Raw genomic sequence first — 25,258 nt, forward strand, 5'->3', positions numbered from 1 at the left:
CTGTGACTGGTTGTAGTTCCTGGCGTTGCGGCGCTCAGGCGGCGGCGCGCGGCGCAGGATCGAAGTGGACGAACCTCGGTGCACCGAAGGCTTCGCGCGAGGCCGCCGACAGCGCCTGCTCGATGCCTTGCGCGCCGAGGCGGCGGCAGGCGGCCGCGTCCTCGCTGCATTCGCGCAGCAGGGCCGCGAGCGGCGCCGGCGTGTGAAGGCCCAGGCCGGGCTCGCCGGGCGCCCCGCCGTGCAGCACGGCACGCACGGCCCAGGCGGCTTGCATCAGGTCGCGAGCGACCGCCGCTTCGTGCGCGGCGCCGCCGGCCTGCTGCGCGCGAGACCAGCCGATCAGCAGCACGCCATGGTCGCGCGGATGCACCAGCGCATGCGCGGGCGACAGGTCGCGGTGCGTCCAGCCGGCGCCGTGCACGAAGGCCAGCACCTCCAGCATGCGGCGCCAGAGCCACACGGCGTGGCGCGGGTCGATGCCCTGCGCATTGGCCTGCTGCACGTCGTGCAGGCTGCCCCAGAAGCCGGTCGGATGCCGCAGCACCAGCGCCTGGCGCGAGCCCTTGCCCATGGCACTGGCCATTCCTTCGGCCACGCCGATGCCCAGCGGCTGCGGCAGGCGGCGGGTGAAGTAGGCGGCGCCCGGCACGGAAAGATCCTGCAGCGCCTGCAGCACGGTGAATTCGCGCTGAAGCACGCCGTCGGCCGAACTCTCGCGCGCGAGCTTGAAGGTGACCCGCTCGGGCATCGCGCCCAGGCGCTGGGCCAGCAGCACCTCGGCGTGTTCGCCGGTGGCCAGCGGCGCGAGCACGCGGTAGCGCGCGCCCCGCCATGCGAGGACCCGCCCCCCGGGCACGTCGGCATTGGCCCGGCGCCACGCGGCGCGGAAGCTCTCTCGCTCGACGATCTCCTGGCCGCGCACCACGGTGGCGCCGCAGTAGCTGCAGTTCACCGTGCGCCAGCGGGCGGCGCGCGGCAGTGGCGCAGAGCACTGGGGGCAGCTGAGAGCCTGCAGCGACAGCATGGCCCGCGCCCTACTCTTCCTTGGGCTGCGCGCTCGGATCGGGCGAGGCCAGCACGCGGTCGATGCGGCGGCCTTCCAGCGCGAGGATCTCGAAGCACCAGCCAGCGCAGTCGATCTGCTCGCCCACCTCCGGCAGGTGGCCCGACACGGCCATCAGCAGGCCGGCCACGGTGTTGTAGCGGCCGCGCTCCTCGTCGGGCAGCTCGCGGATGCCGAGGCGCGCGCGCAGTTCCGACACCGGCATGAGCCCGTCGAGCTCCCACAGGCCATCGGCACGCTGATGCGCCCAGGCGTCGGTCTGCATGCCGGGCTGCAGCTCGCCGGTGATGGCTTCGAGCAGGTCGCGCGGCGTCATGAGGCCTTGCACCACGCCGTATTCGTCGACCACGAAAACGAGCCGGCCGGCACGGGCGCGGAACTGTTCCAGCAGCTCCATGCCGGTGAGCGTCTCGGGCACGAACACGGCGGGCGATGCCTCCTGGCCCAGCACGCCGGTGTGCGCGGGCCCCAGGCGCAGCAGGTGCGCCACGCTGACCACGCCGACCACGTCGTCGAGCGAATTGCGGCACACGGGGTACCAGGAATGCACGAGGTTGAGCGCGGCCGCGTCGGCCACCTTCTGCAAAGCCTGCTGCACGGTGAACGATGCGTCGAGCCACTCGATGTCGGCGCGCGGGATCATCAGCGACGACAGGCGCCTGTCGTCGAGGTGGAACACGTTGCGCACCATCTGGTGCTCGTGCTGCTCGATGACGCCGGCGTCCACGCCCTCTTCGAGACTCGCGGAGATCTCTTCCTCGGTCACCGAGCGGGCCGCGTTGGCGTCGATGCGCAGCACCTTCAGCGTGGCGGCGGTGGCGCCGGCCAGCAGCCACACGAAGGGCTTCGCGCCCTTGGCCAGGCTGCGCATCGGGCGGGACACCCAGCGCGCCACCGGCTCGGGGTAGAGCTGGCCGATGCGCTTGGGCACCAGCTCGCCGAAGATGATGGTGAAGAAGGTGATGCAGGTGACGACCACCGCGGTCGACACGATGCTGGCGGTGCCCCGGCCCATGCCCAGGCCTTCCATCCACACGCCGAGCGGCTCGGCGAAGGCCGCCTCGCCCACGATGCCGCTGAGCATGCCGATGGAGGTGATGCCGATCTGCACCGTCGAGAGGAACTGCGTGGGCGACTCCATCAGCTTCAGCGCGGCCACGGCCCCGGCGTCTCCCGTTTCGGCCAATGCCGCGAGACGTGCACGCCGGCTGGTGGAAAGGGCCATTTCGGACATTGCGAACAACGCGTTCAGCGTGGTCAGCAAGGCCAGGAGGAAGACATCCATGAACAGAGGGAGAGAATGGGGGAATGGCACTTTACTTGATTGGCGACCTGCAGGGCTGCGACGCCCCCTTCCAGCGGCTGCTGCAGAAGATCGATTTCTCCCCCAGCCGCGACACCCTCGTGCTGCTGGGCGACCTGGTGAACCGCGGGCCCGATTCGCTGGCCGTGCTGCGCCGCATACGGGGCTACGGCGCCTCCGCGCTGAGCCTGCTGGGCAACCACGACCTGCACCTGCTGGGCGTGGCGCACGGCGCGCGCAAGGCCGGCCGCAAGGACACCCTCGCCCAGCTTCTTGCTGCCCCGGATGCCGAGGAACTGCTCGACTGGCTGCGCAACCAGCACATGGCGCTGCACATGCGCATCGGCAGCGGCGACCTGCTGATGGTGCATGCGGGCGTACTGCCGCAATGGACGGTGGGCGACGCGCTGGTGCTGGCCTCCGAGGTCGAATCGGTGCTGCGCGGGCCCGCGCTGGGCGAATTCATGATGTCGATGTACGGCAACGAGCCGGCGCAGTGGCAGGACACCCTCACCGGCAGCGCCCGCCTGCGCGCCATCGTCAACGCGCTGACGCGGCTGCGCTTCTGCACGGCCGACGGCGTGATGGACTTCGACGTCACGGACAGTGCCTCCAACGCCCCTGAGGGCTACATGCCCTGGTTCGACGTGCCCGGGCGCAGGACTTCGAACGCCACCCTCGCCTTCGGCCACTGGTCGACGCTGGGCTGGCTCTCGCGCCCCGACCTGCTCTCCACCGACACCGGCTGCGTGTGGGGCGGCTGCCTCAGCGCGGTGCGCATCGGCGCGACGCTGGACCAGCGCGAGCTGATCCAGGTCGAGTGCGAGCAGTCGCAGAAGCCCGGCAAGTAGCCGGACGCGCCCCGGGCGTCAGGCGGACGGCAGCCGGAACTTGTCCAGCGACATGCGCTGCCGCCCCTGCGCATCGAAGTTGTCCGGCGCCAGCCAGCGCTCGAAGGCCGTGCGCAGCGCCGGCCACTCGCCGTCGATGATCGAGAACCACGCCGTGTCGCGGCCCCGGCCCTTGTAGATCACCGCCTGGCGGAACAGCCCCTCGTACCTGAAGCCCAGCCGCAGCGCCGCGCGCTTGGAAGGCTCGTTGAAGTTGTCGCACTTCCACTCGTAGCGGCGGTAGCCCAGTTCGTCGAAGGCGAGCTTCATCAGCAGGTACTGCGCCTCGGTGGACATCGGCGTGTTCTTCAGGAGCGGCGAGAAGTTGACGGTGCCCACCTCGATGGCGCCGTTGGCCGGATCGATGCGCATCAGCGCCAGCGAGCCGACGGCGCGGCCGCTCTGCTTGTCGACGACGGCGAAGTGCAGCGGGTCGGTGCTTTTCGAGATGCGCTCGACATAGGCCCTGGTGCCGTCGGCATCGGCGGGACGCTCGATGCCGAGGTAGGTCCAGTCGCGGCCATCGGGCGCCTGCGCATAGGCGGCGTGCAGGTCATCGGCGTGCCGGCCGGCGTCGAGCGGTTCGAGCCTGCAGAAGCGCCCCTCGAGGACGCGGCGCGGCGGCAGGGAGCGCGGCGTCCATTCGGGCAGGTCGGGGCCGATGGACTGGCCGAACTCGTTCTGGCGGGCTGACATGGGTGAAGACTCTTTCGGTGGATGGTGAGCGGCGATGCCGGAGGACGTTAAAGTAGCCGCAACGTGGCGCCACGAAAAGTGCCATGAGAAGCCGATTTGATGGTGCCACGCTCCACCCTTCCCCTGCCGCCTTCCGCCTTGCTCGAATCCCCGCTGTCCAGGGGACCGGGGGCCGCACCGATGCAGCGCCAGCTGCACGACCGGCTCAAGGGCGCCATCCTCGACGGCAACCTCGCGCCCGGCAGCCGCCTGCCGGGCTCCCGTGCGCTGGCCGAGGCGCTCGGCGTCTCGCGCAACACGGTCACCGCGACCTACGAGCACCTGGCCGCCGAGGGCTATGTGCGATCCGACCGGCAGGGCACGCGCGTGACCGAGCTTTCATCACCGACGCCGTCGAAGCGCGAGCGGGCGGACGAGCGCACGGGCAGGCCGCCAGCCACGCCTGCCACCGCGCAGCGCCTTGCCAGGATCCTGCCGAGCGCCTCGCGTGCCGACATGGGCGCGGCACTGCGCCCCGGCGTGCCGGCGCTGACGCACTTCCCGCTGGCCGCATGGCGGCGCTCGCTGGAGCGCGCGATCCGTGAAGGAGGCTCTGCAGCCCTGGGCTACGGCGATCCGCTGGGCGAGCCTGCGCTGCGCGCGGCGATCGCGCGGCATCTGTCGGTGGCGCGCGGCGTGCGCTGCGAGCCGCGGCAGGTCGTCATCGCCGAAGGCGCACAGGAGGCCATCTCGCTGTGCGTGCGGCTGCTTTCCAACCCGGGGGACACCGGCTGGGTCGAGGACCCGGGCTACCGCGGCGCGAAGGCCGCCATGCACGCGGGCGACATGCGCATCGTGCCCATGCGCGTGGATGCCGAGGGGCTCTGCGTGGACGGGCGCGATTGGCGGGAGCACCCGCCCCGGCTGGTCTACACCACGCCGTCGCACCAATACCCGATGGGCTCCGTGCTGAGCATCGCGCGCCGCCTGGAGCTCATTGCACAGGCCCGCCGGCACGGCGCGTGGATCGTCGAGGACGACTACGACAGCGAGTTCCGCCACACCGGCGAGCCCATCGTCGCGATGCAGGGACTGGTGGACGACGCGCCCGTGCTCTATGTCGGCTCCTTCAGCAAGACGATGTTCCCCGCGCTTCGGCTCGGCTTCCTCGTGCTGCCCGAGCGGCTCGTGGACGCCGTGCGGACGCCGCTCGAAGAGATGCTGCGCGGCGGCCACCGATACGAACAGCTCGCCATGGCCGACTTCATGGAAAGCGGCCAGTTCAGCCGCCACCTGGGCCGCATGCGCAGGCTGTACCGCGACCGGCAGCAGGCGCTGCGGCTCGCACTGGGCAGGCATTTCGAGGTGCCGCACGAGATCGATGGCGGCCACTGCGGCATGCATCTCACGGTGCGCCTGCCCGAGCGCTTCGACGACCGGAAGATCGCCGCCGAGGCACTGCGCCATCGCATCGCGCCCACGCCGCTGTCGGGCTTCGCGATGCAGCGGGTGCCGCCGACGCCGCCGATAGCGCCATACAGCGGGCTGGTGCTGGGCTACGGCAACACGCCGGCCGAGCTCTTCGGGCCGCTGCTGAGCCGCCTGTCGCGCATCGCGAGGGCGGTGGAACGCGGCAGCGCATAGGGCCTGTTCGCGCCATTTCCGGGGCCGCGAAGGGCAGTCAGAGCGGGCGATCAAGGCGCGCGACGACGCGTGTGCATGCGCACACGCTGGAAGCGCAACGCCGATTGGCGTGCACTGGATGCCTTCCCGGAGGGTGGGAGCACCGACGCGACCCCGGAAATCGCGCGAACAGACCCTACACGCCCCTGCCCACCACGTGCTCGCGCCTGAAGTTGCGCGGCGTGCTGCCCACCACCTGCCGGAAGCGCCGGTTGAAGTACGCCTCGTCGGCAAAGCCGCACTGGTGCGCGATCTCCCGCACCAGCAGCGAGGTGGACGACAGCAGTTCCTTCGCGCGCTCGATGCGCCGCTCGGTCACGAGGTCGGTGAAGGTGCGATCGGTCTCCTTGCGCAGCAGGTTGGCCAGATAGTTGGGCGAGAGGAAGGCGGCGGCCGCCGCATCGGTGAGCGACAGCGGCTTGTCGAGGTTGTCGCGCACGTAGCGCACCACGCGCTGGAGCGCGTCGCGCTGCGAGGTCTTGCCGTCGTGCTGCAGCGAAAGCCGCATCAGCGCCTGCTCCTGCCGCATGCAGGCCAGACCGATGACCTGCTGCAGGATGCCGCGCATCGCCGTCTTGGCGCCGAAGCTGCGGCTCGCGTTCAGCGCATGCAGCTCGTCGAGCCAGCCGCGGATGCGCGCGAAGTCGGCCTCGTCGAAGGCGAAGTCGACGTACTCCTGGAACAGGAAGGGCGCGAGGTCGGGGTGCCGCGCGAGCGGTACGTCTTCGAGGTCGAGCGCGTCGACGTCGAGCTCGGGCCACAGGAAGCGCTGGTCGAAGTTGACGATGCAGTACAGCGCGTCGGGCGGATGCGGAATCACGTGCACCCGGTACGGCAGCACGAAGCTCAGGTGCCGCGGCCCGAAGGGCCGCACCTCGCCGCCGATGGACTGCTGCGAGCTGCCCTCGATGCCGACCTGGATCTGGAAATACGCATGCCGGTGCGGCAGCGTGAGCTCGTTGCGCGCACCCTGGAAGCGGATGTCGAAGTCGAGATGGTCGGCACGCTCGTGCATGCCGTAGGTTCGGACGGACGTGGGTGTGGAGGGGCGCATCGGGGCAGGCGTCTTCGTCTTTCGCCTGCGAGGGTACGCCAACTCGGGGGCCGGCGAACCGGCCCCGCCCGCCAGGCGCGGTCGGCGCGGCGGGAGCGCGGTCCTCAGCCTCAGACGACCGCGACGTCGAGCACGCCGACACCCGCCACGCTGCCGCGCATGCGGTCGCCGCGCTGCACCGCCGCCACGCCGGCCGGGGTGCCCGTGAAGATCAGGTCGCCGGGCTGCAGCGTGAACAGTGTCGAAAGGTAGGCGATGGTGTCGGGCACGTTCCAGATCATGTCGGCGAGGTCGCCCACCTGGCGCTGGGCGCCGTTCACATCGAGGCGGATCTCGCCCTTGGACGGATGGCCGGCCCTGGCCACCGGCACCAGCTCGCCGCAGGGCGCCGAGCCGTCGAAGGCCTTGCCGGTGTCCCAGGGGCGGCCCATCTTCTTGGCCTCGGACTGCAGGTCGCGACGGGTCATGTCGAGGCCGACGGCATAGCCGTACACGTGGCCGAGCGCGTCGGCCGCGGCGATGTTCGCGCCGCCGGTCTTGAGCGCGACCACCAGTTCGATCTCGTGGTGCACGTCGCTCGACAAGGTTGGGTAGGCGAACTCGCCGCCGTCGGCCACGATGGCGCTGGCCGGCTTCATGAAGAAGAACGGCGGCTCGCGGTCGGGGTTGTGGCCCATCTCGCGGGCGTGCTCGGAGTAGTTGCGGCCCACGCAGAAGATGCGGTTGACCGGGAAGCGGGCCTGCTCGCCCTGGATGGGCAGCGAATGGACGGGTGCGGGGGAAATGGCATAGGAAGTCATGCGACGACTCTAGCCAGCACAGCCCCGCGCCCCGGGGACGCAACTACGCGAGTCTTGGACTCAGCTACGGTCCCGCGCAGCGCTTCCTGTCTCAGCCGGCCACGCCGAAGCCGGTGTCGAAGGTGCCCTTCACGTCCAGCGGCTGCTTGATGAGCCCCACCTGCCGGTAGAAGTCGGCCGTGCCCTGCTGGTCGGCGATGACCTGCGCGTCGATGGCCACCCACTTCTGCTGGCGGCGCTCGAACTGCAGCTTCGCCGCCTCGGGCGGAATGCCGATGATGCGCGCCAGCGCGGCCGAGTAGGCATCGACGTTGCGGTACGACCAGAGCTGCGCCTTCACCACGCGCTGCAGGAAGTCCTGCAGCACCGGCCGCTTGGCGGCGATGGCGCTGTCGGTGGCCGCGAGGTAGCTCAGCCCCGGCAGCAGGCCGCGGCCGCTGACGAGCACCCGCGCGTGCTTGCTGACCTCGGCCAGCGCGGTGTAGGGCTCCCAGGTGGCCCAGGCGTCGACCGAGCCCTGCGTGAGCGCGAGCTTGGCATCCGCCGGCGCCAGGAAGCGCAGGTTCACATCCTCCGGCTTGAGGCCGGCCGACGTGATGGCCTTGAGCGTGACGTAGTGGCCGATGGAGCCGCGGTTGGTGGCGACGCTCTTGCCCTTGAGGTCGGCTGCGGTCTTCAGCGTCGAATCGGGCCGCACGAGCACGGCCGTGCCGTAGGAGTCGGAACGGTTCGCACCGATGGCCTTCACGCGCGTGCCGGCCGCCAGGGCGAAGATCAGCGGCGCGTCGCCGATGGGGCCCGAGTCGACCGCCGCGGCGTTGAGCGCCTCGGCCAGCGGCGCGGCGGCCGGGAACTCCGACCACTGGATGTCGTAGCCGAGGCCTTCCAGCCCGCCCGCCGCCTCGAGCAGCGCGCGCAGCCCGCCCTTCTGGTCGCCGGCCTTGAGCACCGGGCGGCCCTGCGCGGAAACCACGCCGGGAAATGCGACGGCGGAAGCGACGGCAGCGGCGGCGGCCGTGCCTCGGGCGAGAAACTGACGACGGGAACTGTGGTTCATGCGGATGGGGCTCCTGTCCGTGTTCATGCCAGGGGATCGAAGGAGACGTGCTCGGCGAAGCGGACCGGGTCGGTGGTCTTCTTGAGCACGCCCACGCCGCGGAAATCGCGCGCATAGAACTCGACCTCGTCGCGCAGGTTGCGGCCCACGGGGTGGTGCTTGTGCGTGAGCGTGCCCAGCAGTGCGCGCAGGTCTTCCACCGCGACCTTGGGCGAGTACCTGGCGAAGAGCTTGGCCGACTCGTTCGGGTTCTCGGCCACGTAGTCCGAGGCCTGCACGATGGCGCGCACCAGCGAGGCGACGGTCGCCTTGTCCTTGCGCACCAGTTCGCCGCGCGCGCCGACGATGCAGCAGACCTTGTCCTTGTATTCGCCCGAGAGGTTGCTCGCCACCTCCACGAAGGCGCCCTGGTTGCGCTTCTCGATCAGGTAGATGTTGGGGTCGCCGTCGGCAATGGCCTGGATCTCGCCCTTCTTCACCGCGATGTCGAGCAGGTCGGCCGGGTACTGGCGCCAGACCACGTCCTTCTCGGCGTCGATGCCGTTCTTCGCGAGCAGGATCGAGAAGAAGTTCTTGCCCGGGCTCGCGATGTCCGACACGCCGATGGTCTTGCCCTTCAGGCTCGCCAGGTCGGTGACGCCCGCGCTCTTCGCGCCCACCAGCCGCACGCAGCCGCCGTGCGAGCTGCCGACGATCTTCACGTCGAAGCCCGATTCGAGCGGCTTGAGCCAGCGGTGGATCATGCCCACGGCCGCATCCGCCTTGGCGGTGGCGAGCGACTCCAGCAGCTGGTCGGTGGAGCCCGTGTAGTTGATGAGGTCGACCTGCAGCCCGTTGCGCTCGAAGTAGCCGCGCTCCTGCGCCACCACGACGGGCGAAAGGCAGAAGGCCGTGGCGTTCCAGGCGAAGGTGAGCTTGCGGGACTGCTGCGAGAAGGCCTGCGATGCGATCAGGCCGCCGGAGGCGACCACCGCGGCGGCGCCGCCGGCGCGCAGCAGGCTGCGGCGGGAGAAGTTGGGGTTCATCGTCGTGGGGTTCGGGTCAGAGAAGCAGTTCGGGCTCGGCCTCGACCAGGCCTTCGTAGAGGCTGTCGAAGGAATGGATCGCGCCTTCGGGCCCGCCGATCTGGCTGTGCGTGTGGCGTGCCGTGGCCTCGTCGATGGGCTGCGGCTTGCCCGCGGCCTCGGCCAGCAGTTGCGTGTGGCAGGCGTTGTCCAGCGCGATGTACCACCAGGCGGCAGCTTCCACCGTGGGGCCCGCCGTCAGGATGCCGTGGTTCTTGAGGATGGCGCCCTTCCTGTCGCCCAGCGCTTGGGCGATGCGCTCGCCCTCGCTGGTGTCGACCACCATGCCGGTGAAGTCGTCGAACAGCGCCACGTCGTCGTGGAACACGCAGCTGTCCTGCGTGATCGTGTCGAGCTTGCGGCCCAGCGTCGACCAGGCCTTGCCATAGGTCGAGTGCGTGTGGGCGGCGGCGATGATCTTCGGGTTGTATTCATGGATGGCCGCGTGGATCGCGAAGGCCGCCTTGTTGAGCGGCCTGTCGCCGATCACGGTCTCGCCCTTCGAGTTGACGAGCAGCAGGTCCGACACCTTGATGCGCGAGAAATGGATGCCCAGCGGGTTGACCCAGAAGTGGTCGGTGAGCTCCGGGTCGCGCGCCGTGATGTGCCCGGCCAGCCCCTGCGCGAAACCGAAGCGCGCGAACAGGCGGAAGGCGCCCGCCAGGCGTTCCTGCCGGTGGCGGCGCTCGGCCTGGATGGTGGTGCGCGGCGGAAGGGGGTCGAACCAGTACTTCTGCTGCGGGTTCGGGTTGAGCTTCAGCGGCTGCGAAGCCGCGTTGCGATCGATGGAGAGAACTGCGCTCATGGGGTTTCCTGGGTATTGGGTTTTCGCTCCTTCCCTCTTTGGGGGAAGGTTGGGATGGGGGCTCGACTGCTTCGACGCCATGACGGTGTTGGAGGCCGCTTGCCCCCACCCCTGCCTTCCCCCAGAGGGGGAGGGAGAAAGATGGGGTCAGGCTGCCTTGCGGACCGATGCCGCGCGCTGCGCCACCAGCTCTCGCGTACGCGGGATCAGCTCGCGGCCGTAGTCGAGGGCGTCTTCCAGCGGATCGAAGCCGCGGATCAGGAAGGTGGTCACGCCCAGGTCGTAGTAGTCGAGCAGCGCGTCGGCCACCTGCTCGGGCGTACCGACCAGCGCGGTGCTGTTGGAGCGCCCGCCGATCTCCTGCGCGACCGCGGTCCACAGGCGCTTGTCGAGCCGCGAGCCCTTCTCTGCAGCGGCCAGCAGCCGCTTGGCGCCTTCGCTCTGCTGCGGACCGCCGCGGTTGTAGCCCTGCACCACGCGCAGACGCTTTGTCTCGGCGAGGATGTTCTCCGCGCGCGCCCATGCGGCCTCTTCGGTCTCCGCCAGGATCGGGCGGAACGACACCGAGAAGCGCACGCTGCGCCCGTGCCTGGCCGCCTCGGCGCGCACGCGGGTGGTGAGTTCGCGCGCCTGGTCGAGCGACTCGCCCCACAGCGCGTAGACGTCTGCGTACTTGCCCGCCACCGGAATGGCAGCCTCGGATGCGCCGCCGAAATACACCGGCACGTGCGGCTTGCCGTTGCGCGTCTGCACCGGCCGCACCTCGGAGAAGGCGTTCTGGAAGCGGTAGTGCGCGCCTTCGTGGTCGAAGGGCTTCTCCGCCGTCCACACCTTGTGCAGCACCTCGAGGTATTCGTCGGTGCGCGCGTAGCGCTGGTCATGGTCGAGCCAGTCGCCGTCGCGGCGCTGTTCCTCGTCGGAGCCGCCGGAGATGTAGTGCACCGCGAGACGGCCGCCGCTGAACTGGTCGAGCGAGGCGAACTGTCGCGCGGCCAGCGTCGGCGCGACGAAGCCGGGGCGGTGCGCGAGCATGAAGTGGATGCGCTCCGTGACCGAGGCCGCGTAGGCCACGGTGAGCGTGGCGTCGGGGCTGGTCGAGTGGTGCGGCACGAGGACGCGGTCGAAGCCCGCCGTCTCATGGGCCTGCGCGAAGGCGCGCACGTAGTCGCGGTCGAGCGCGGGGCCCTTGGCCGGGTGGATCTCCGAGACCTTCTGGCCCTGGATCATGCCGATGAATTCGACGACGCCGTCTTGTTGCTGTGACTGCTGGCTCATGGTGCTGTCCTTGTCTGTATCTGTTGGCGGGAGATGGGTGTCAGGGTCTCAGGCTGTCAGGCGGCCGGCAGGCGCAGCACGCTCTCGAAGCTGCGGTCCCACAGGGGCTTCACGTCGGCCGGGCCGTCGAGCACGCCGATCTTCAGGAAGGTGTCGGCCACGTCCTGGTGGCTGCGTACCACCGCATCGCTGACGGGGCCCAGGCTGTAGTCGCCGCTGCGGCGGTTGAACAGTTCGACGATGTCGCCCACGGGCACGCGCGTCTCGGCCGACTGGGCGCGGGCGTAGGCCAGGAAGTTGCCGTTGATCCACGCGAACGACCGCTGCAGGCGCTGCAGCAGGTCGGCCAGCGCGGCGCGGCGCAGCGGGTCGTCGAGCGCACGCGGGTTGGCATAGATCGGGAAGTTGCCCGAGAGGTACCCCACGCCGGTCTTGATGACGCGCGCCCCGTACTGGGTGCGCGCGAGCTGGCCGTTGTAGCCGTAGATGGCCCAGGCATCGAGGTCGCCGCGCGCAAAGGCCGAGAGGCCGTCCGCAGGCGTGAGGCTCACGGCCTGGATGTCGTTGAACGTGAGGCCCGCCTCGGCCAGCTGCTTGGCGAGGTAGTAGTGCGAGGTGGTGGCGCGCACATAGCCCACGCGCTTGCCCTTGAAGTCGGCGATGCTGCGGATCGGCGCGTCCTTGCGCGCCAGCGTGGCCTGGTTGTTCAGGTCCTCGTGCGTGACGGCCACCAGCTTCACGCTCGACTTCTGCCGCGCCGCGAACACCGGCGGGATCTCGCTGCCCGAGCCCAGGTCGAGCGCGTCGCCATTGATGGCCTCGATGTGCAGCACGCCGTTGTTGAGCTCGCGCCAGTCGATCCTGTAGGGCGCGTCGGCCTGGCCCGAGGCGGTGAGCAGCGGCCGCCACAGGCCCTTGTAGGTGCCCACGCGCAGGGTGACGCCCGAGAGATCGCGCGACGCTTCCCGCGAGGGTGCGGCGGCTTGCGTCCAGCCGGCGGAGCCGGTCGCGGCGAGCGCCGCCGCGGCCTGCAGCAGCCGGCGCCGGTCCAGGGGAAAGTCTGATTTCATGCACCCGGACCGTAACCAGACGCCGCACGGAAGCGAACGCAGAAAAACGAGTTTGCATATGCAGGATGCGTCGTTTCCGCACGGCGGGCGGGCCGCTACCGTGCGGAAACCATGAGTGCACTCCCCTTGCGCCGGCCGACGGCCGCGTCCGAACACCCCTCCCCCACGACCGTCGATGCCTCCGTGCTGGCGCGGCTCACGGCCCAGTTCGCGGCCACCGCCGCCGACTACGACCTGAGCGGCGCCTTCCCCCGCGAGAACTTCGCGGCGCTGCAGGCGCACGGCCTGATCGGGCTGGTCGCGCCCGCCGAGCACGGCGGCGGCAGCGCCACGCTGGCGACGGCCCGGCGCGTGATCTCGGCCGTGGCGCGCGGCGAGCCGGCAACGGCGCTGATCCTCACGATGACCTATCTGCAGCACCACGCGCTGACGCGCCCGGACAGCCGCTGGCCCGCGCACCTGCGCGAGCGCGTGACGCGCGACGCGGTGGAGAACGGCGCGCTCATCAACGCACTGCGCGTGGAGCCTGCCCTGGGCTCTCCCGCACGCGGCGGCCTGCCCGGCACGGTCGCGCGGCGTGATAGCAAGGGCAAGGGCGACGCCTGGAAGATTGACGGCCACAAGCTCTACACCACAGGCATCGAGGGCCTGGGCTGGCTCGCCGTGTGGGCACGCACGGACGAGGCCGAGCCGCGCACAGGCGTGTTCCTGGTGCCGCGCAACGCGCCCGGCGTGCGCGTGATCGCGAGCTGGGACCACCTGGGTCTGCGTGCCTCGGGCAGCCACGAAGTCGTCTTCGAGAACGTCGCCATCGATGCCGACCACGCGGTTGACCTGCGTGCGCCGGCCGACTGGGCGCCCGACGCAGGCAGCCAGACTGACATCGACGCCCACGCCACCCAGCAGGCCTGGATGACGGTGCTGCTCGGCAGCCTCTACGACGCCGTGGCCCATGCCGCGCGCGACTGGCTCGTCGGCTTCCTGAACCGCCGCGCGCCCGGCAGCCTTGGCGCGCCGCTGGCCACCCTGCCGCGCGTGCAGGAGCACGTGGGCGAGATCGAGGCGCTGCTGCGCACCAACCGCGTGCTGCTCGACGACGCCGCCGCCGCGGTCGACGGCGGCCATGCGCAGCCGTCTGCCGACAGCGGCCTGCTCAAGTACACGGTGACGGGCAACGCGATCCGCGCGGTCGAGCTCGCGCTGCAGTTGAGCGGCAACCACGGCCTCACGCGGCAGAACCCGCTGGAGCGGCACTACCGCGACGTGCTGTGCAGCCGCATCCACACGCCGCAGAACGACGCGATCCTGGTCGCGGCGGGCAGGCGCGCACTGCTGGCTTCGGGAGCTGCCGCATGACGTCTGCGCTCTTCTCCAGGACCTCGCGGCGCGGCTGGCTCAGGCAAGGCGCCGCGCTGTCGCTGGCTGCAACCAGTTCGCTGCGCGTCTTCGCACAGCCCCAGACCGCCCTTGTGCTTGGTGACCAGGCCGGCGGCCTTCGCTCGCTGTTCGAGGCCTCGCGCGCGCTCGAAGGCGCGCCCTTCGCCTATCGCTGGGCCAACTTCCAGGGCGCCGCGCCGCTCTTCGAGGCGCAGCGCAGCGCGGCGGTCGACACCGCCATGGCCGGCGACCTGCCCGTGCTCGCCGCGGCCGTCGGCAAGACGCCGCTGAAGATCGTCGCCACGCGGGTGGGCAAGGCCGATTCGCTGGGCATCGTGGTGCAGCCAGATTCGCCGCTGCGCAGCGTGGCGGACCTGCGCGGCAAGACGGTGATCGTGTCTTCCGCGCGCGGCAGCATCTCGCAGTACCAGCTCTACGGCGCGCTCGAGGAGGCCGGCGTGAAGCGCGAGGAGGTGACGGTGAAGTTCGTGCTGCCCACCGACGCGGCCGCCGCCTTCGCCTCGAAGCAGATCGACGCCTGGGCCATCTTCGACCCGTACTACACCATCGCGCTGCAGCAGGGCGGGCGCATCCTGCGCGACGGGCGCGGCATCAACACCGCGCTGGGCTTCATTACGGCCACCGAGTCTTCGCTGGCCGATCCGGCCAAGCGCGCGGCCATCGTGCAGTTCCTCGACCGGCTCGCCCGCGCGGGCGACTGGGCGCTGGCCAATCCCGAGGCCTATGCTCAGGCCTACAGCCAGCTCACGCGGTTGCCCATCGAGTCGTCGCGCATCATCACCGCGCGGGCCTCGGTGGCCGGCCGGCCCGTGAGCGAGGCCGACATCGCGGCGCTGCAGACGGTGGCCGACCGCTCGGCGCGCGACGGCATCCTGCCGGTGCGGGTGGACGTGCGCGCGATCACCGACACTGGCGTCTGGAAACGCCCCGCATGACGACAAATTCCCTGACCCCTCTTCGCGAATTCGTCGGCGCCTTCGGCCGGCTGCTCGATGGCGCGCCCGACGAGCCGCGCATTCTTTCGGAAGGCGGCGCGCTGCTGCGCAGGCTGGTGTCGCGCGACGACTGGCTGCCCGACGCCTTCGCCCAGCCCGATCCTTCCCGCTACCAGCAGTTCCTGCTGCACGCCGACAGCACCGAGCGCTTCTCGGTCGTGAGTTTCGTGTGGGGGCCGGGGCAGGCCACGCCGATGCACGACCACACCGTGTGGGGGCTGATCGGCATGCTGCGCGGCGCGGAGTACAGCCAGGGCTACGCACTCGGCGCCGACGGCCATGCGCGTCCGCACGGCGAGGCGGTGCGGCTCGACCCCGGCCAGGTGGAGGCGGTGTCGCCCACCGTCGGCGACCTGCACCGCGTGCACAACGCGCACGCCGACCGGGTGTCGATCAGCATCCACGTCTACGGCGCGAACATCGGCGCGGTGCGGCGGCATACTTACCCCGCGGAGGGCGGCCGCAAGCCCTTCGTCTCCGGTTACTCCAACACGCTGCTGCCCAACCTGTGGGACCGCAGCGCAGAACTCAGAGCCTCGACAGACGCATGACGACGACCACCGCCAACAGCTTTCCCGTTCTTTCCTTCGCCGCCGTGCGCGAGCGGCTCATCGCCCGCGACGAGACCGCACTGCTGGACGTGCGCGAGGAAGACCCGTTCGCGCAAGAGCACCCACTGTGGGCTGCCAACCTGCCGCTGTCGCGCATCGAGATCGAGGCCTGGCGGCGCATTCCGCGGCGCGACACGCTCATCGTGCTGTACGGCGAACACGCCGGCACCGACCTCGCGCCGCAGGCCGCCCGCACCCTCGCCGCGCTGGGCTACACCAACGTGCACCTGCTCGAAGGCGGCCTCGAAGGCTGGCGCAAGGCGGGCGGCGAGCTGTTCCGCGACGTGAACGTGCCGAGCAAGTCCTTCGGCGAGCTGGTCGAGCACGAGCGGCACACGCCGTCGCTCTCGGCGCCCGAAGTGAAAGCGCTGATCGACGCGAAGGCCGACGTGGTGGTGCTCGACGCGCGCCGCTTCGACGAATACCAGACGATGAGCATTCCCTCGGCCACCAGCGTGCCGGGCGCGGAGCTGGTGCTGCGCGTGCGCGAGCTGGCGCCCGATCCGGCGACGCGGGTGATCGTGAACTGTGCGGGCCGCACGCGCAGCATCATCGGCACGCAATCGCTCGTGAACGCGGGCATCCCCAATCCCGTGGCCGCGCTGCGCAACGGCACGATCGGCTGGAAACTGGCCGGACAGGTGCTGGACCATGGCGCCGACAGGCAGGCGCCTGCGGCAGTGTCCGAGGCGCATCGCGCGCAGGCACAGGCCGATGCGCGCCGCGTGGCCGACAAGGCGGGCGTGCACCGCATCGCGCTGGACGCACTGCATACGCTGGAGGCTCCCGGACGCACCGTCTACCGCTTCGACGTGCGCACGCCCGAGGAATATGCGGCAGGCCACCTGCCCGGCTTCGCCAGCGCGCCCGGCGGGCAGCTGGTGCAGGAAACCGATCACCAGGTGCCGGTGCGCGGCGCGCGCATCGTGCTGGCGGACGACGACGGCGTGCGCGCATCGATGAGCGCATCCTGGCTGGCGCAAATGGGGTGGGAGGTCTACGTGCTGGACGCAGTGCCGACGGCGGCCGACTTCACCGAGACCGCTGCTCCCGCGAGCGCATATCCCCCGGTTGCCGTCGCAGTGAACGAGATCGCCCCGGCCGAACTGGCCGCGCTGCTGAAACAGCCCGGCACCGCGGTGATCGACGTGACCACCAGCGCCAACTACGTGAAGCGCCACATTCCGGGCGCCTGGTATGCGATCCGCGCGCAGTTGCCGCAGGCGCTCGACACCGCCATCCCGCCCTCGTCGCGCTACGTGCTGACCTGCGGCAGCAGCCTGCTCGCACGCTACGCGGCCGCCGACCTGCGCGCGCTGCTCGACGCGCGCGGCCAGCGCGATGCCGAAGTGCTGGTGCTGGCCGGCGGCAATGCGGCGTGGTTCGCAGCAGGCCTCGAAGCCGAGACCGGCGAGACCCGCCTCGCGAGCGCGCGCACCGACCGTTATCGCCGCCCCTACGAGGGAACCGATGCGCCGGCGGAGGCGATGCAGGCCTACCTGGATTGGGAATTCGGCCTGGTCGCGCAGCTGGGGCGCGATGGAACGCATCACTTCAAGGTGATCTGAAGACCGGCTTCGGCGAAAGCATCCTGAAAGGAAGGCGACACGCCGGTCACAGTGTGTCGCCCGGGTAAAGGCCGTCATCCGGCGATGAGCGACGACGTTGGAGGGTCACACCGACAACAACTCGTTTCAGGAGCTTCGCCATGAAATTCCCAGTTATCGCCCTGTCCGCCGCCGCGCTGGCGGCCACGCTGACCGGCTGCGTGGTCGCGCCGGCCGCACCGGCCCCCGTGTACGCAGCGCCTCCTGGCGTCGCCTATGTGGCGCCGACGTACGTATCGCCTGGGGTCGGCTTCGTATGGGCCTACCACCCGCGCTATGGCTGGGGCTGGCACCACCCGCAATATGGCTGGCACCGCGGCTGGAGGTAGAAGCTCTCTCCCAGGCTTCGCGCACTTCGTGTCGCTTCTCCACCCCCTTCCGGGGGCAACACCTGAGGCCCGGCGCAGCCGGTTCCTCGGTGTTTTTGGAACGGAGCAGGGGCGGAGTCAGCCCCGGAGCGATCAGCTCGGTTCGGCGCTCTTGAACAGGGCCGCGACCTTGCGCTTCGACTTGATGTTGCTGGAGATGCCGCGTCCGGGCGTCGTGGCCTTGGCTGCTGCTTCCCAGGCGGGCGTCGCGTCGGGCTGGCCGGGCTCGTAGGGCTTGTCGAAGAACGGATCGCGCGGCGCGGCGGGGGCGCGGTGCGGGCGTCCACCGCTGCCGCGTCGGCCATCGGCGTCGCGGCGTTCGCGCGGCTGGTCGAGCACGTCGCGTGCATCGCCCGCTTCGCCTTCCTCGCGCCAGTGGCGGCGTCCGTCGTTGATGCGGCCGCGCGGGCGGTCCTCTTCGAATTCCACGGGTTCGAGCTCGATCTTCTTCTTGATCAGCTTCTCGATGTCCGCCACCAGGCGCGCATCGTTGCCGCCGCTGGCAAAGCTCACCGCCAGGCCCGAAGCGCCGGCACGGCCGGTGCGGCCGATGCGGTGCACGTAGTCTTCGGCGTTGAACGGGATGTCGAAGTTGAAGACGGCGGGCACGTCCTTGATGTCGAGGCCGCGGGCCGCGACGTCGGTGCACACCAGCAGATCGACCTCGCCGGCCTTGAAGGCCGCGAGCGACTTCAGGCGCTCGTCCTGGCTCTTGTCGCCGTGCAGGGCCGAGGTGCGAAGGCCGTCGCGCTCCAGCGAGCGCGCAAGGCGCGCGCAGCCCAGCTTGCTGTTGACGAACACGAAGGCCTGGGTGATGCCGCGCTGGCGCACGATCTGCCTGAGCGCGCGGCGCTTGTCGTCGTCGGCCACGCTGTAGAAATGCTGCTCGACGGTCGAGGCCGTCTCGTTCGGCCGGGCGACCTCGATGGTGACCGGGTTCTGCAGGTAGCTGCCGGCCAGCCGCTTGATCTCGGGCGAGAAGGTGGCGGAGAACAGCAGCGTGGTGCGCTGCTTGGGCAGGTAGCTCAGGATGCGCTGCAGGTCGGGCAGGAAGCCGATGTCCAGCATGCGGTCGGCCTCGTCGAGCACCACGTACTCGACCTGGTTGAGCACCGCGTTCTTGGCTTCGATGTGATCGAGCAGGCGGCCTGGCGTCGCCACCAGCACTTCGACGCCCTTCTTCAATTCCAGCGTCTGCGGCTTCATGTCGATGCCGCCGAACACCACCGTGCTGCGCAGGTTGGTGTACTTGGCATACAGCTTGATCTGCTGCGCAACCTGGTCGGCCAGCTCGCGCGTGGGCAGCAGCACGAGGGCCCGGACCGGATGCCGCGCGGGCGAGGTCGAGGCGTTCTCATGCTTGAGCATGCGCTGCAGCAGCGGGAGCGAGAAAGCTGCCGTCTTGCCGGTACCGGTCTGGGCTGCGCCCATCACGTCCTGGCCCGAGAGCACGACCGGAATGGCCTGTGCCTGGATCGGAGTCATGGTTTCGTAGCCCATTTCGGCCACGGCGCGCGCCAGCGGTTCAGCCAGCATTAGATTGGAGAAGGAGCTTGTCATTGAGCCCTCTATTGTCGCACTGCCGCAAAAAACGGCAGTGACCGCGCGATGACAACGCCCGCGCCGCTTGTATTGCTATTTATTCGATAGCAATCGATCCAGCCTTTACGGGCGCTCCCCGCCGGCGCAGCTCAAAGGCTGCGCGCGTTGAAGGTATCGCAGGCCTTGATGTCGCCGCTCTGGTAGCCCGTGCCGAACCAGCGCTGGCGCTGGGCGCTGGAGCCGTGGGTGAAGCTGTCGGGCACCACCGCGCGGCCTGCGGAACGCTGCAATGCGTCGTCGCCGATCTTCTGCGCGGCATTCATGGCCGCCTCGATGTCGCCCGGGTCCAGCCACTTCTTCGATTCCTGCGAATGGTGGGCCCACACGCCCGCGAAGCAGTCGGCCTGAAGCTCGACGCGCACGCTCATCGCGTTGTTCTGCGTCTGGCTCAGGCGGTTGCGCATGCCGTCGACCTTGGCGGTGATGCCGAGCTCGTCCTGCACATGGTGGCCGACCTCGTGCGCGATGACGTAGGCCTGCGCGAACTCGCCCGGCGCACCGAGCTGGTTCTTGAGCGTGTCGTAGAAGCCGAGGTCGATGTAGACCTTCTGGTCGCCCGGGCAGTAGAACGGCCCCATGGCCGACTGGCCGGTGCCGCAGGCGGTGGGCGTCGCGTTGCGGAACAGCACGAGCCGCGGCGGATGGTAGGTGCCGCCGTTCTGGCGGAAGATGTCCGTCCACACCACTTCGGTGTTCTTGAGCACGGTGGAGACGAAGGCCGCTTCGCGGTCGTTCGACGGCGGCCTGGGAGCCGGCCCCTGCTGCTGTTGAACCTGGGCCGGGCCACCGCCTCCGCTGAGCAGGCTCAGCACGGTGAGGGGGTTGATGCCGAAGACCCAGCCGGCGATCAGCGCGACCGCGATGGTCCCGATGCCGATGCCGCGGCCTCCGATGAAGCCGCCACCGCCTCCGCCGCCTTCACCGCGGCGGTCCTCGACGTTGTCAGATTGTTCGTTGCCTTCCCATCTCATCGCGCTCTCCTTGCCGGCCGTTGGAGGAGGAGTTGCCGGCGGTCACGGGATCGTACTTCGGAAGATGACCGCGTCTGTAAGCGGGTATGCCAAGGATGCCCCGGAACCTGCTTTGCCGGGCCGCAGGCACCGCCCCCTGGCGGGAGTCGGCGCACCGACAGGAAGTGCGCGCAGCCTCGGAGCGCTCAGGTCTTCGGCAGCGTGACGCCGCGCTGGCCCTGGTACTTGCCGCCGCGGTCCTTGTAGCTGGTCTCGCAGACCTCGTCGCTCTCGAAGAACAGCACCTGCGCACAGCCCTCGCCCGCGTAGATCTTGGCGGGCAGCGGCGTGGTGTTGCTGAATTCGAGCGTCACGTAGCCTTCCCATTCGGGCTCGAAGGGGGTCACGTTGACGATGATGCCGCAGCGCGCGTAGGTGCTCTTGCCCAGGCAGATGGTCAGCACGTTGCGCGGGATGCGGAAGTACTCGACGGTGCGCGCCAGCGCGAAGCTGTTGGGCGGGATGATGCAGTAGTCGCCGTGCATGTCGACGAAGCTCTTCTCGTCGAAGTTCTTCGGGTCGACCACCGTGCTGTGGATGTTGGTGAAGACCTTGAATTCAGGCGCGCACCGGATGTCGTAGCCGTAGCTCGAGGTGCCGTAGCTGATGATCTTGTGGCCGGAGGCCTCGCGCACCTGGCCGGGCTCGAAAGGCTCGATCATGCCGTGCTGCTCGGCCATGCGCCGGATCCATTTGTCGCTCTTGATAGACATTGAAAAACACCCCAGTCTTCGCGCACTTCGTGTCGCTACGCCAACCCCTCGAGGGGCAACACCAGCGGCCCGGCAAAGCCGGTTGCGCGGTGTTCCTGGAAAGGTGTCGCCGCGCCCGCTGGGTCGGCGATTGTGGCATGGGCGGATTCGCCCTCTGCAGGCTCAGCCAGCCTGGGAGATCACCGTGCGCTCGACCAGCCGGTCGTCGCCCAGCACGATCATCGCGAAGAGCATTTCCTCCAGCGAGTTCGCCTGCTTCGTCTTGCGTGCCAGGAGCGGTGTGGCCGCCGGGTTCAGCACCAGGAAGTCGGCCTCGCAGCCGGGCTGCAGGTTGCCGACCACACCGTCGAGCCCCAGGGCGCGCGCGGCGCCGCCGGTGTGGCGCCACCAGAGTTCCGATGGCGCGATGCTCAGGCCGGCCTTGGTCTGGCCCTCCCGGCCGACGTAGTAGGCGGCCATCATGGTGTGGAAGGGGCTGAAGCTGGTGCCGCCGCCCACGTCGCTGGCCAGGCCGTAGGGGTAGCCGACGCGGTCGGCCGCGCCGAAGTCGAAGAAGCCGCTGCCCAGGAACAGGTTGCTGGTCGGGCTCACGGCCGCGGCCGTCCTGGTCTCGTGCAGCAGGGCGCGGTCGGCCTCGTCGAGGTAGATGCAGTGGGCGTACACGGCACGCTCGCGCATCAGGCCGAAGCCTGCATACACGTCGAGGTAGGAGCGCGCCTTGGGGTACAGCTCGCGCACCCAGTTCACCTCGTCGCGGTTCTCGGCCACGTGCGACTGGATCCAGGTGTCGGCGTACTTCGCAGCCAGCTCGCCCGCGCCGCGCATCTGGGCGTCGGTGCTCGCGGGCGCGAAGCGCGGCGTGATGGCGTAGCCCAGCCGATCGACCTTGTGCCACTTGCGGATCAGCGCCTCGGTGTCGACGAGGCTCTGCTCGGTCTCGTCGCGCACGCCGTCGGGCGAGTGGCGGTCCTGCAGCACCTTGCCGGTGATCAGGCGCATGCCGCGGCGCTGCGCGCCTTCGAAGAGCGCGTCGACCGAGGCCACGTGCGAGGTTGCGAAGGTCAGCGAGGTGGTCACGCCGTTGCGCAGCAGTTCGTCGAGGAAGAACTGCGCCACTTCGTTCGAATGCGCAGGATCGGCGAACTTGCTCTCCGCAGGAAAGGTGTAGTTCTCGAGCCAGGGCAGCAGGCCCGGCGCCGGCGAGCCGATGATGTCGGTCTGCGGATAGTGGATGTGCATGTCCACGAAGCCCGGAGCGAGGATGCGCCCCGGCAGGTGGGTCGTGTGTGCGCCGGGATGGCGGGCCGCGACGTCGGCATGGCTGCCGGCATCGAGCACGCGCTGGCGACCGGTGGCATCGGGGGCGACGACCAGCAGGCCGTCCTCGTCGAAAACGGGCTTGCCGGAGGCGTCGAATCGCAGGAGGGAGGCGCGGTAGGCTTTTTTCATCGTGGGTGCGGAGGGTAATCCACCCCCGCCCCACCGCAATTTCCATGCGCATATGAGTGCTATATGGGCAGGGCACTCGCCGCGGTGCAGCACCTACCGCGGCAGCGCGCGCGACTGGATGTCGAAGGGCACGCCGGTCGGCACCGGCCCGTCGCCCTCCTTGCGCTTGGTGAGCAGCGAATACTTCGACTCGATGAAGTAGACGCGGTCGCCCCACACCGCGCCGGAGGACGGGTCGTTGAGCCCCGAAACCACCGTCCGCAGGCCGAGCTTCGCGCCTTCGACGCGCGCCACGGTGATCTGCCCGCCGTAGGGGCCCTCGCCGAAGGCATTGCTCTCGAACAGCACGAGCCGCCCGGGCTTCCACGCGCGGATCGCGTCCACGTTCTTCAACTCGCGCGGCGCCTCGACGCGCGTGACCTCGCCGGCCTTGCCGTCCGCGCCGAGGCCGATCCGCAGCACGTAGGGCGCCGCCGCCACGAGGCTCACGTAGACATCGCGCCCGCCGTCGATGGCGATGCCGTTCAGGCCCTTGTAGGGACCCGCGCCGGCCAGCGCGGGATTCTCCTTCCATGTCGCGAGCGAGGCGGCACCTGGGGCGAGCTTCAGCACGCGCGGGTGATGGGAGTCGGTCACGTAGAGATTGCCTCGCGCGTCCTGCGCGAGGTCGTTGCAATAGCCGCCGTCGGGCATCGCGTAGCTCGCGCGCGGCGCGCCGGTGGCCAGGTCATAGCGCTTGAGCGCGCTCGGCGTCGATGGCACGGTGGTGAAGCCGATGTTGCCGGAGCAGATCCACAGGGCCCCGCGCTTCGCGTCGACCAGCACGCCCTGGCCGTTCGCGAGCCCGTTGGTGCCGGGCTTGACCAGCACCTCGGCCTTCGGCGCCGAGCCCGGCTTCAGCCGCGCGACGGCGCCCTGCCGCCAGCTGCCGACGTAAAACGCACCGTCGGGTCCGATGGCCACGCTCTCCGGATACCAGTCCTCGGGCAGCGCCTGCACTATTGGAGGGGCTGCGACGGCCGCCGCCGTCGCGAGCGCCAGCAGCGCGCCCGCAAGCCGTGGATACCCGCTCTTCATTGCCACACGCGAAAGACGCGCCCCGTCAGCGGACCTTCGACGCTGCGCACATAGGCCAGCGCCACGCGCGCGGCCGGCACAGTCTCGACGCCCGGAAAAAGCGCGCCGTACGCCTCCTCCGATTCGGTCAGCAGCGTCGGGCTCACCGCGTTGATGCGCAGCCCGCGCGCCAGCTCGATCGCCGCGCCCTTCACGAAACCCTCGACGCCCGCATTGACGGCAGCCGCATTGCCTCCGCCGCGAACCGGATCGTCGGCCGCGACGCCCGTGGTCAGCGTGATCGAGCCGCCGTCGCGCAGCACATGCTGGCCCAGCAGCGCGAGCCGCACCTGTCCCAGGAGCTTGTCCTGCAGGCCGACATTGAAGTTGGCCGGCGTCATCTCCGCCAGCGGCCCGAAGAAGAGCCCGCCCGCCGTCGAGACGATCGCATCGACACGGCCGAGGGCCGCAAACAGCGCCTCGACGCTGGCGTCGCTGGTGATGTCGACCTGGTGATCGCCGCGCGTGCGGCCCGCGCGGACCACCTCGTGGCCACGCCCGGCCAGCGCCTGCGTCACCGCGCTGCCAATCGCGCCCGTCGCGCCCACAACAAGAACCTTCATGGAAACCTCGCAAAGTGAATCGAACAAGCGGCAATTGTTTTGCGAACCATCTATTTGATAAATTGCCTTGTGGTTCGCTCATTCGGAATCAGGAGTTCGCAATATGGACAAGCTGCGCGCCATGGAAGTCTTCGTCGCAACGGTGGACGCGGGCAGCTTCGCCGCCGCGGCCGAGGCGCTCGATCTTTCGGCCGTGATGGTCGGCAAGCACATCCGCGCGCTCGAGGAGCAGCTGGGCGCCCGCCTGCTCGAGCGCACCACGCGCCGCCATTCGCTCACCGAGATCGGCGCCGCATATCTGGAGCGCTGCCGCGACGTCCTGGCCAGCGTGCACACGGCCGACGGCGTGGCCGAGTCGCTGCGCGCCATGCCGCAGGGCGTGCTGCGCGTCACCGCGCCCGTGGCCTACGGCGCGCACCGCCTCACGCCGGTCATCGGCGAGTACATCGCCGCCTATCCGCAGGTGAAGGTGGAGCTGAGCCTCAACGACCGCGTGGTCGACCTGGCAGAGGAAGGCTTCGACTGCGGCATCCGCTCGGGCGCGGCCATCGACGAACGGCTCATCGCCAGACCGCTTGCCCTGGCGCGCATGTACGCGGTGGCCAGCCCGGCATGGGTCGCGCGCCACGGGCAGCCGAAGCACCCTTCGGAGCTGGAAGCCTTCCCGCTGCTGGGATTCGCTGCCTGGGGGCCGAACCATTCATGGCGCTTCACCCGCGACGGCGAGACGGTGCACGTGCCGGTGCGCGGGCCGCTCACCACCAACAACGGACAGGCGCTGCTGGCCGCGGCCATGGCCGGCGTGGGCGTGATCGTGCAGGCCGATGCGCTGCTGGGCCCCGCCCTCGCATCGGGTCAGGTGATGCAGCTGCTGCCCGACTGGGAACTGCCCACGCGGCAGGTGCAAATCGTCCGGCTGCCGGAGGCGCGACCGAGCGCCAAGTTGCGGACATTCGTGGACTTCGTGGTGGAGCGGCTGGGCTTAAGAAACGGAGGAATGGAACACGGTGCCGGCTCAGGTCAAGCTGCCGATGCTTGCGGCACCTGCGTCTCTCATTCTGGACAAATACTTGAAATTGTCTAATAT

At 69.8% G+C, this 25,258-nt stretch carries 24 protein-coding genes; 8 read left to right on the top strand and 16 right to left on the bottom strand.

Features of this window, described 5'->3' with window-relative positions; translation table 11 throughout:
- Positions 1–34: 34 nt before the first annotated feature.
- Together ACTJLF_RS09495 and ACTJLF_RS09500 are read right to left on the bottom strand one after the other, a co-directional pair.
- Complete coding sequence (locus ACTJLF_RS09495; RefSeq protein WP_440882956.1) at positions 35–1,024, bottom strand: lipopolysaccharide kinase InaA family protein; 990 nt, start codon at positions 1,022–1,024, stop codon at positions 35–37.
- Between the two features lie 10 nt (positions 1,025–1,034).
- Positions 1,035–2,348, bottom strand: a complete 1,314-nt coding sequence (locus ACTJLF_RS09500; RefSeq protein ID WP_440882957.1) for a hemolysin family protein — start codon at positions 2,346–2,348, stop codon at positions 1,035–1,037.
- A gap of 23 nt (positions 2,349–2,371) precedes the next feature.
- Between ACTJLF_RS09500 and ACTJLF_RS09505 the strand changes: the two genes are divergently transcribed.
- A complete protein-coding gene (locus ACTJLF_RS09505; RefSeq protein ID WP_440882958.1) occupies positions 2,372–3,217 on the top strand; it encodes a symmetrical bis(5'-nucleosyl)-tetraphosphatase in 846 nt (281 codons plus the stop codon).
- Between the two features lie 18 nt (positions 3,218–3,235).
- Here ACTJLF_RS09505 and ACTJLF_RS09510 read toward each other — a convergent pair whose 3' ends face one another.
- Positions 3,236–3,952, bottom strand: a complete 717-nt coding sequence (locus ACTJLF_RS09510) for a GNAT family N-acetyltransferase (protein ID WP_019655156.1) — start codon at positions 3,950–3,952, stop codon at positions 3,236–3,238.
- 99 nt (positions 3,953–4,051) lie between these two features.
- Here ACTJLF_RS09510 and pdxR point away from each other — a divergent pair, with 99 nt between their 5' ends.
- Positions 4,052–5,575: a MocR-like pyridoxine biosynthesis transcription factor PdxR gene (gene pdxR, locus ACTJLF_RS09515; RefSeq protein ID WP_440882959.1), complete on the top strand. Its 1,524-nt coding sequence runs from the start codon at positions 4,052–4,054 to the stop codon at positions 5,573–5,575.
- Between the two features lie 175 nt (positions 5,576–5,750).
- On the opposite strand, the gene ACTJLF_RS09520 is transcribed toward pdxR, so the two are convergent.
- The 7 genes from ACTJLF_RS09520 to ACTJLF_RS09550 all read right to left on the bottom strand — a co-directional run bounded on the left by ACTJLF_RS09520 (position 5,751) and on the right by ACTJLF_RS09550 (position 12,739).
- Positions 5,751–6,668, bottom strand: a complete 918-nt coding sequence (locus ACTJLF_RS09520) for a helix-turn-helix transcriptional regulator (RefSeq protein ID WP_026346429.1) — start codon at positions 6,666–6,668, stop codon at positions 5,751–5,753.
- Between the two features lie 110 nt (positions 6,669–6,778).
- The gene (locus ACTJLF_RS09525) at positions 6,779–7,468 is read right to left on the bottom strand and encodes a fumarylacetoacetate hydrolase family protein (RefSeq protein ID WP_184606764.1); all 690 of its coding nucleotides are present in this window, start codon (positions 7,466–7,468) and stop codon (positions 6,779–6,781) included.
- Positions 7,469–7,559: 91 nt separating this feature from the next.
- Positions 7,560–8,525 (bottom strand): ABC transporter substrate-binding protein, encoded by a 966-nt coding sequence (locus ACTJLF_RS09530; RefSeq protein ID WP_126185274.1) that lies wholly within the window; start codon positions 8,523–8,525, stop codon positions 7,560–7,562.
- A 23-nt stretch (positions 8,526–8,548) separates the two neighbouring features.
- Complete coding sequence (locus ACTJLF_RS09535) at positions 8,549–9,550, bottom strand: ABC transporter substrate-binding protein (RefSeq protein WP_019655151.1); 1,002 nt, start codon at positions 9,548–9,550, stop codon at positions 8,549–8,551.
- Between the two features lie 16 nt (positions 9,551–9,566).
- Positions 9,567–10,394, bottom strand: a complete 828-nt coding sequence (locus tag ACTJLF_RS09540) for a class II aldolase/adducin family protein (protein WP_184606763.1) — start codon at positions 10,392–10,394, stop codon at positions 9,567–9,569.
- 147 nt (positions 10,395–10,541) lie between these two features.
- A complete protein-coding gene (locus ACTJLF_RS09545; protein WP_019655149.1) occupies positions 10,542–11,669 on the bottom strand; it encodes an LLM class flavin-dependent oxidoreductase in 1,128 nt (375 codons plus the stop codon).
- Positions 11,670–11,725: 56 nt separating this feature from the next.
- The gene (locus tag ACTJLF_RS09550) at positions 11,726–12,739 is read right to left on the bottom strand and encodes an ABC transporter substrate-binding protein (RefSeq protein WP_184606762.1); all 1,014 of its coding nucleotides are present in this window, start codon (positions 12,737–12,739) and stop codon (positions 11,726–11,728) included.
- A 111-nt stretch (positions 12,740–12,850) separates the two neighbouring features.
- On the opposite strand from ACTJLF_RS09550, the gene ACTJLF_RS09555 reads away from it, so the two are divergent.
- From ACTJLF_RS09555 to ACTJLF_RS09575, 5 genes are all read left to right on the top strand, one after another.
- Positions 12,851–14,095 carry an acyl-CoA dehydrogenase family protein gene (locus ACTJLF_RS09555; protein WP_440882960.1) on the top strand — a complete coding sequence of 415 codons (1,245 nt, stop codon included), beginning with the start codon at positions 12,851–12,853 and terminating at the stop codon, positions 14,093–14,095.
- Complete coding sequence (locus ACTJLF_RS09560; protein ID WP_184606760.1) at positions 14,092–15,072, top strand: ABC transporter substrate-binding protein; 981 nt, start codon at positions 14,092–14,094, stop codon at positions 15,070–15,072. The genes ACTJLF_RS09555 and ACTJLF_RS09560 overlap by 4 nt, the downstream gene beginning before the upstream one ends.
- Positions 15,069–15,683 (top strand): cysteine dioxygenase, encoded by a 615-nt coding sequence (locus tag ACTJLF_RS09565; RefSeq protein ID WP_440882961.1) that lies wholly within the window; start codon positions 15,069–15,071, stop codon positions 15,681–15,683. The genes ACTJLF_RS09560 and ACTJLF_RS09565 overlap by 4 nt, the downstream gene beginning before the upstream one ends.
- Positions 15,680–17,311, top strand: coding sequence for a rhodanese-related sulfurtransferase (locus ACTJLF_RS09570; protein WP_440882962.1), 1,632 nt, complete (start codon positions 15,680–15,682; stop codon positions 17,309–17,311). Before ACTJLF_RS09565 ends, ACTJLF_RS09570 begins: the two co-directional genes overlap by 4 nt.
- A 140-nt stretch (positions 17,312–17,451) precedes the next feature.
- Positions 17,452–17,679, top strand: coding sequence for a hypothetical protein (locus tag ACTJLF_RS09575; RefSeq protein ID WP_019655143.1), 228 nt, complete (start codon positions 17,452–17,454; stop codon positions 17,677–17,679).
- Between the two features lie 132 nt (positions 17,680–17,811).
- Here ACTJLF_RS09575 and ACTJLF_RS09580 read toward each other — a convergent pair whose 3' ends face one another.
- From ACTJLF_RS09580 to ACTJLF_RS09605, 6 genes are all read right to left on the bottom strand, one after another.
- Positions 17,812–19,278 (bottom strand): DEAD/DEAH box helicase, encoded by a 1,467-nt coding sequence (locus ACTJLF_RS09580; RefSeq protein ID WP_126185282.1) that lies wholly within the window; start codon positions 19,276–19,278, stop codon positions 17,812–17,814.
- A 131-nt stretch (positions 19,279–19,409) separates the two neighbouring features.
- Positions 19,410–20,291 carry a KPN_02809 family neutral zinc metallopeptidase gene (gene ypfJ / locus ACTJLF_RS09585; RefSeq protein ID WP_019655141.1) on the bottom strand — a complete coding sequence of 294 codons (882 nt, stop codon included), beginning with the start codon at positions 20,289–20,291 and terminating at the stop codon, positions 19,410–19,412.
- A 185-nt stretch (positions 20,292–20,476) separates the two neighbouring features.
- Positions 20,477–21,043: a dCTP deaminase gene (gene dcd / locus ACTJLF_RS09590; protein WP_019655140.1), complete on the bottom strand. Its 567-nt coding sequence runs from the start codon at positions 21,041–21,043 to the stop codon at positions 20,477–20,479.
- Positions 21,044–21,205: 162 nt separating this feature from the next.
- Positions 21,206–22,492: a guanine deaminase gene (gene guaD, locus ACTJLF_RS09595; RefSeq protein ID WP_019655139.1), complete on the bottom strand. Its 1,287-nt coding sequence runs from the start codon at positions 22,490–22,492 to the stop codon at positions 21,206–21,208.
- Between the two features lie 93 nt (positions 22,493–22,585).
- A complete protein-coding gene (locus ACTJLF_RS09600) occupies positions 22,586–23,569 on the bottom strand; it encodes a hypothetical protein (protein ID WP_019655138.1) in 984 nt (327 codons plus the stop codon).
- Complete coding sequence (locus ACTJLF_RS09605) at positions 23,566–24,171, bottom strand: short chain dehydrogenase (protein ID WP_026346427.1); 606 nt, start codon at positions 24,169–24,171, stop codon at positions 23,566–23,568. Before ACTJLF_RS09605 ends, ACTJLF_RS09600 begins: the two co-directional genes overlap by 4 nt.
- Positions 24,172–24,274: 103 nt before the next feature.
- On the opposite strand from ACTJLF_RS09605, the gene ACTJLF_RS09610 reads away from it, so the two are divergent.
- Positions 24,275–25,255 carry a LysR family transcriptional regulator gene (locus ACTJLF_RS09610; RefSeq protein ID WP_440882963.1) on the top strand — a complete coding sequence of 327 codons (981 nt, stop codon included), beginning with the start codon at positions 24,275–24,277 and terminating at the stop codon, positions 25,253–25,255.
- Positions 25,256–25,258: the final 3 nt, after the last annotated feature.

It is taken from the genome of Variovorax sp. 22077, assembly GCF_052044195.1.
GTDB classification, from domain to species: Bacteria; Pseudomonadota; Gammaproteobacteria; order Burkholderiales; family Burkholderiaceae_C; genus Variovorax; species Variovorax atrisoli.

What these genes read in the sequence shown, in the direction of transcription:
- ACTJLF_RS09495 (WP_440882956.1), bottom strand. Translation starts at nt 1,024, where the DNA reads ATGCTGTCGCTGCAGGCTCTCAGCTGCCCCCAGTGCTCTGCGCCACTG.
- ACTJLF_RS09550 (WP_184606762.1), bottom strand. Translation starts at nt 12,739, where the DNA reads ATGAAATCAGACTTTCCCCTGGACCGGCGCCGGCTGCTGCAGGCCGCG.
- guaD (WP_019655139.1), bottom strand. Translation starts at nt 22,492, where the DNA reads ATGAAAAAAGCCTACCGCGCCTCCCTCCTGCGATTCGACGCCTCCGGC.
- pdxR (WP_440882959.1), top strand. Translation starts at nt 4,052, where the DNA reads ATGGTGCCACGCTCCACCCTTCCCCTGCCGCCTTCCGCCTTGCTCGAA.
- ACTJLF_RS09530 (WP_126185274.1), bottom strand. Translation starts at nt 8,525, where the DNA reads ATGAACCACAGTTCCCGTCGTCAGTTTCTCGCCCGAGGCACGGCCGCC.
- ACTJLF_RS09555 (WP_440882960.1), top strand. Translation starts at nt 12,851, where the DNA reads ATGAGTGCACTCCCCTTGCGCCGGCCGACGGCCGCGTCCGAACACCCC.
- ACTJLF_RS09545 (WP_019655149.1), bottom strand. Translation starts at nt 11,669, where the DNA reads ATGAGCCAGCAGTCACAGCAACAAGACGGCGTCGTCGAATTCATCGGC.
- ypfJ (WP_019655141.1), bottom strand. Translation starts at nt 20,291, where the DNA reads ATGAGATGGGAAGGCAACGAACAATCTGACAACGTCGAGGACCGCCGC.
- ACTJLF_RS09535 (WP_019655151.1), bottom strand. Translation starts at nt 9,550, where the DNA reads ATGAACCCCAACTTCTCCCGCCGCAGCCTGCTGCGCGCCGGCGGCGCC.
- ACTJLF_RS09560 (WP_184606760.1), top strand. Translation starts at nt 14,092, where the DNA reads ATGACGTCTGCGCTCTTCTCCAGGACCTCGCGGCGCGGCTGGCTCAGG.
- ACTJLF_RS09525 (WP_184606764.1), bottom strand. Translation starts at nt 7,468, where the DNA reads ATGACTTCCTATGCCATTTCCCCCGCACCCGTCCATTCGCTGCCCATC.
- ACTJLF_RS09510 (WP_019655156.1), bottom strand. Translation starts at nt 3,952, where the DNA reads ATGTCAGCCCGCCAGAACGAGTTCGGCCAGTCCATCGGCCCCGACCTG.
- ACTJLF_RS09520 (WP_026346429.1), bottom strand. Translation starts at nt 6,668, where the DNA reads ATGCGCCCCTCCACACCCACGTCCGTCCGAACCTACGGCATGCACGAG.
- ACTJLF_RS09500 (WP_440882957.1), bottom strand. Translation starts at nt 2,348, where the DNA reads ATGGATGTCTTCCTCCTGGCCTTGCTGACCACGCTGAACGCGTTGTTC.
- ACTJLF_RS09570 (WP_440882962.1), top strand. Translation starts at nt 15,680, where the DNA reads ATGACGACGACCACCGCCAACAGCTTTCCCGTTCTTTCCTTCGCCGCC.
- ACTJLF_RS09610 (WP_440882963.1), top strand. Translation starts at nt 24,275, where the DNA reads ATGGACAAGCTGCGCGCCATGGAAGTCTTCGTCGCAACGGTGGACGCG.
- ACTJLF_RS09605 (WP_026346427.1), bottom strand. Translation starts at nt 24,171, where the DNA reads ATGAAGGTTCTTGTTGTGGGCGCGACGGGCGCGATTGGCAGCGCGGTG.
- ACTJLF_RS09575 (WP_019655143.1), top strand. Translation starts at nt 17,452, where the DNA reads ATGAAATTCCCAGTTATCGCCCTGTCCGCCGCCGCGCTGGCGGCCACG.
- ACTJLF_RS09600 (WP_019655138.1), bottom strand. Translation starts at nt 23,569, where the DNA reads ATGAAGAGCGGGTATCCACGGCTTGCGGGCGCGCTGCTGGCGCTCGCG.
- ACTJLF_RS09540 (WP_184606763.1), bottom strand. Translation starts at nt 10,394, where the DNA reads ATGAGCGCAGTTCTCTCCATCGATCGCAACGCGGCTTCGCAGCCGCTG.
- dcd (WP_019655140.1), bottom strand. Translation starts at nt 21,043, where the DNA reads ATGTCTATCAAGAGCGACAAATGGATCCGGCGCATGGCCGAGCAGCAC.
- ACTJLF_RS09565 (WP_440882961.1), top strand. Translation starts at nt 15,069, where the DNA reads ATGACGACAAATTCCCTGACCCCTCTTCGCGAATTCGTCGGCGCCTTC.
- ACTJLF_RS09505 (WP_440882958.1), top strand. Translation starts at nt 2,372, where the DNA reads ATGGCACTTTACTTGATTGGCGACCTGCAGGGCTGCGACGCCCCCTTC.
- ACTJLF_RS09580 (WP_126185282.1), bottom strand. Translation starts at nt 19,278, where the DNA reads ATGACAAGCTCCTTCTCCAATCTAATGCTGGCTGAACCGCTGGCGCGC.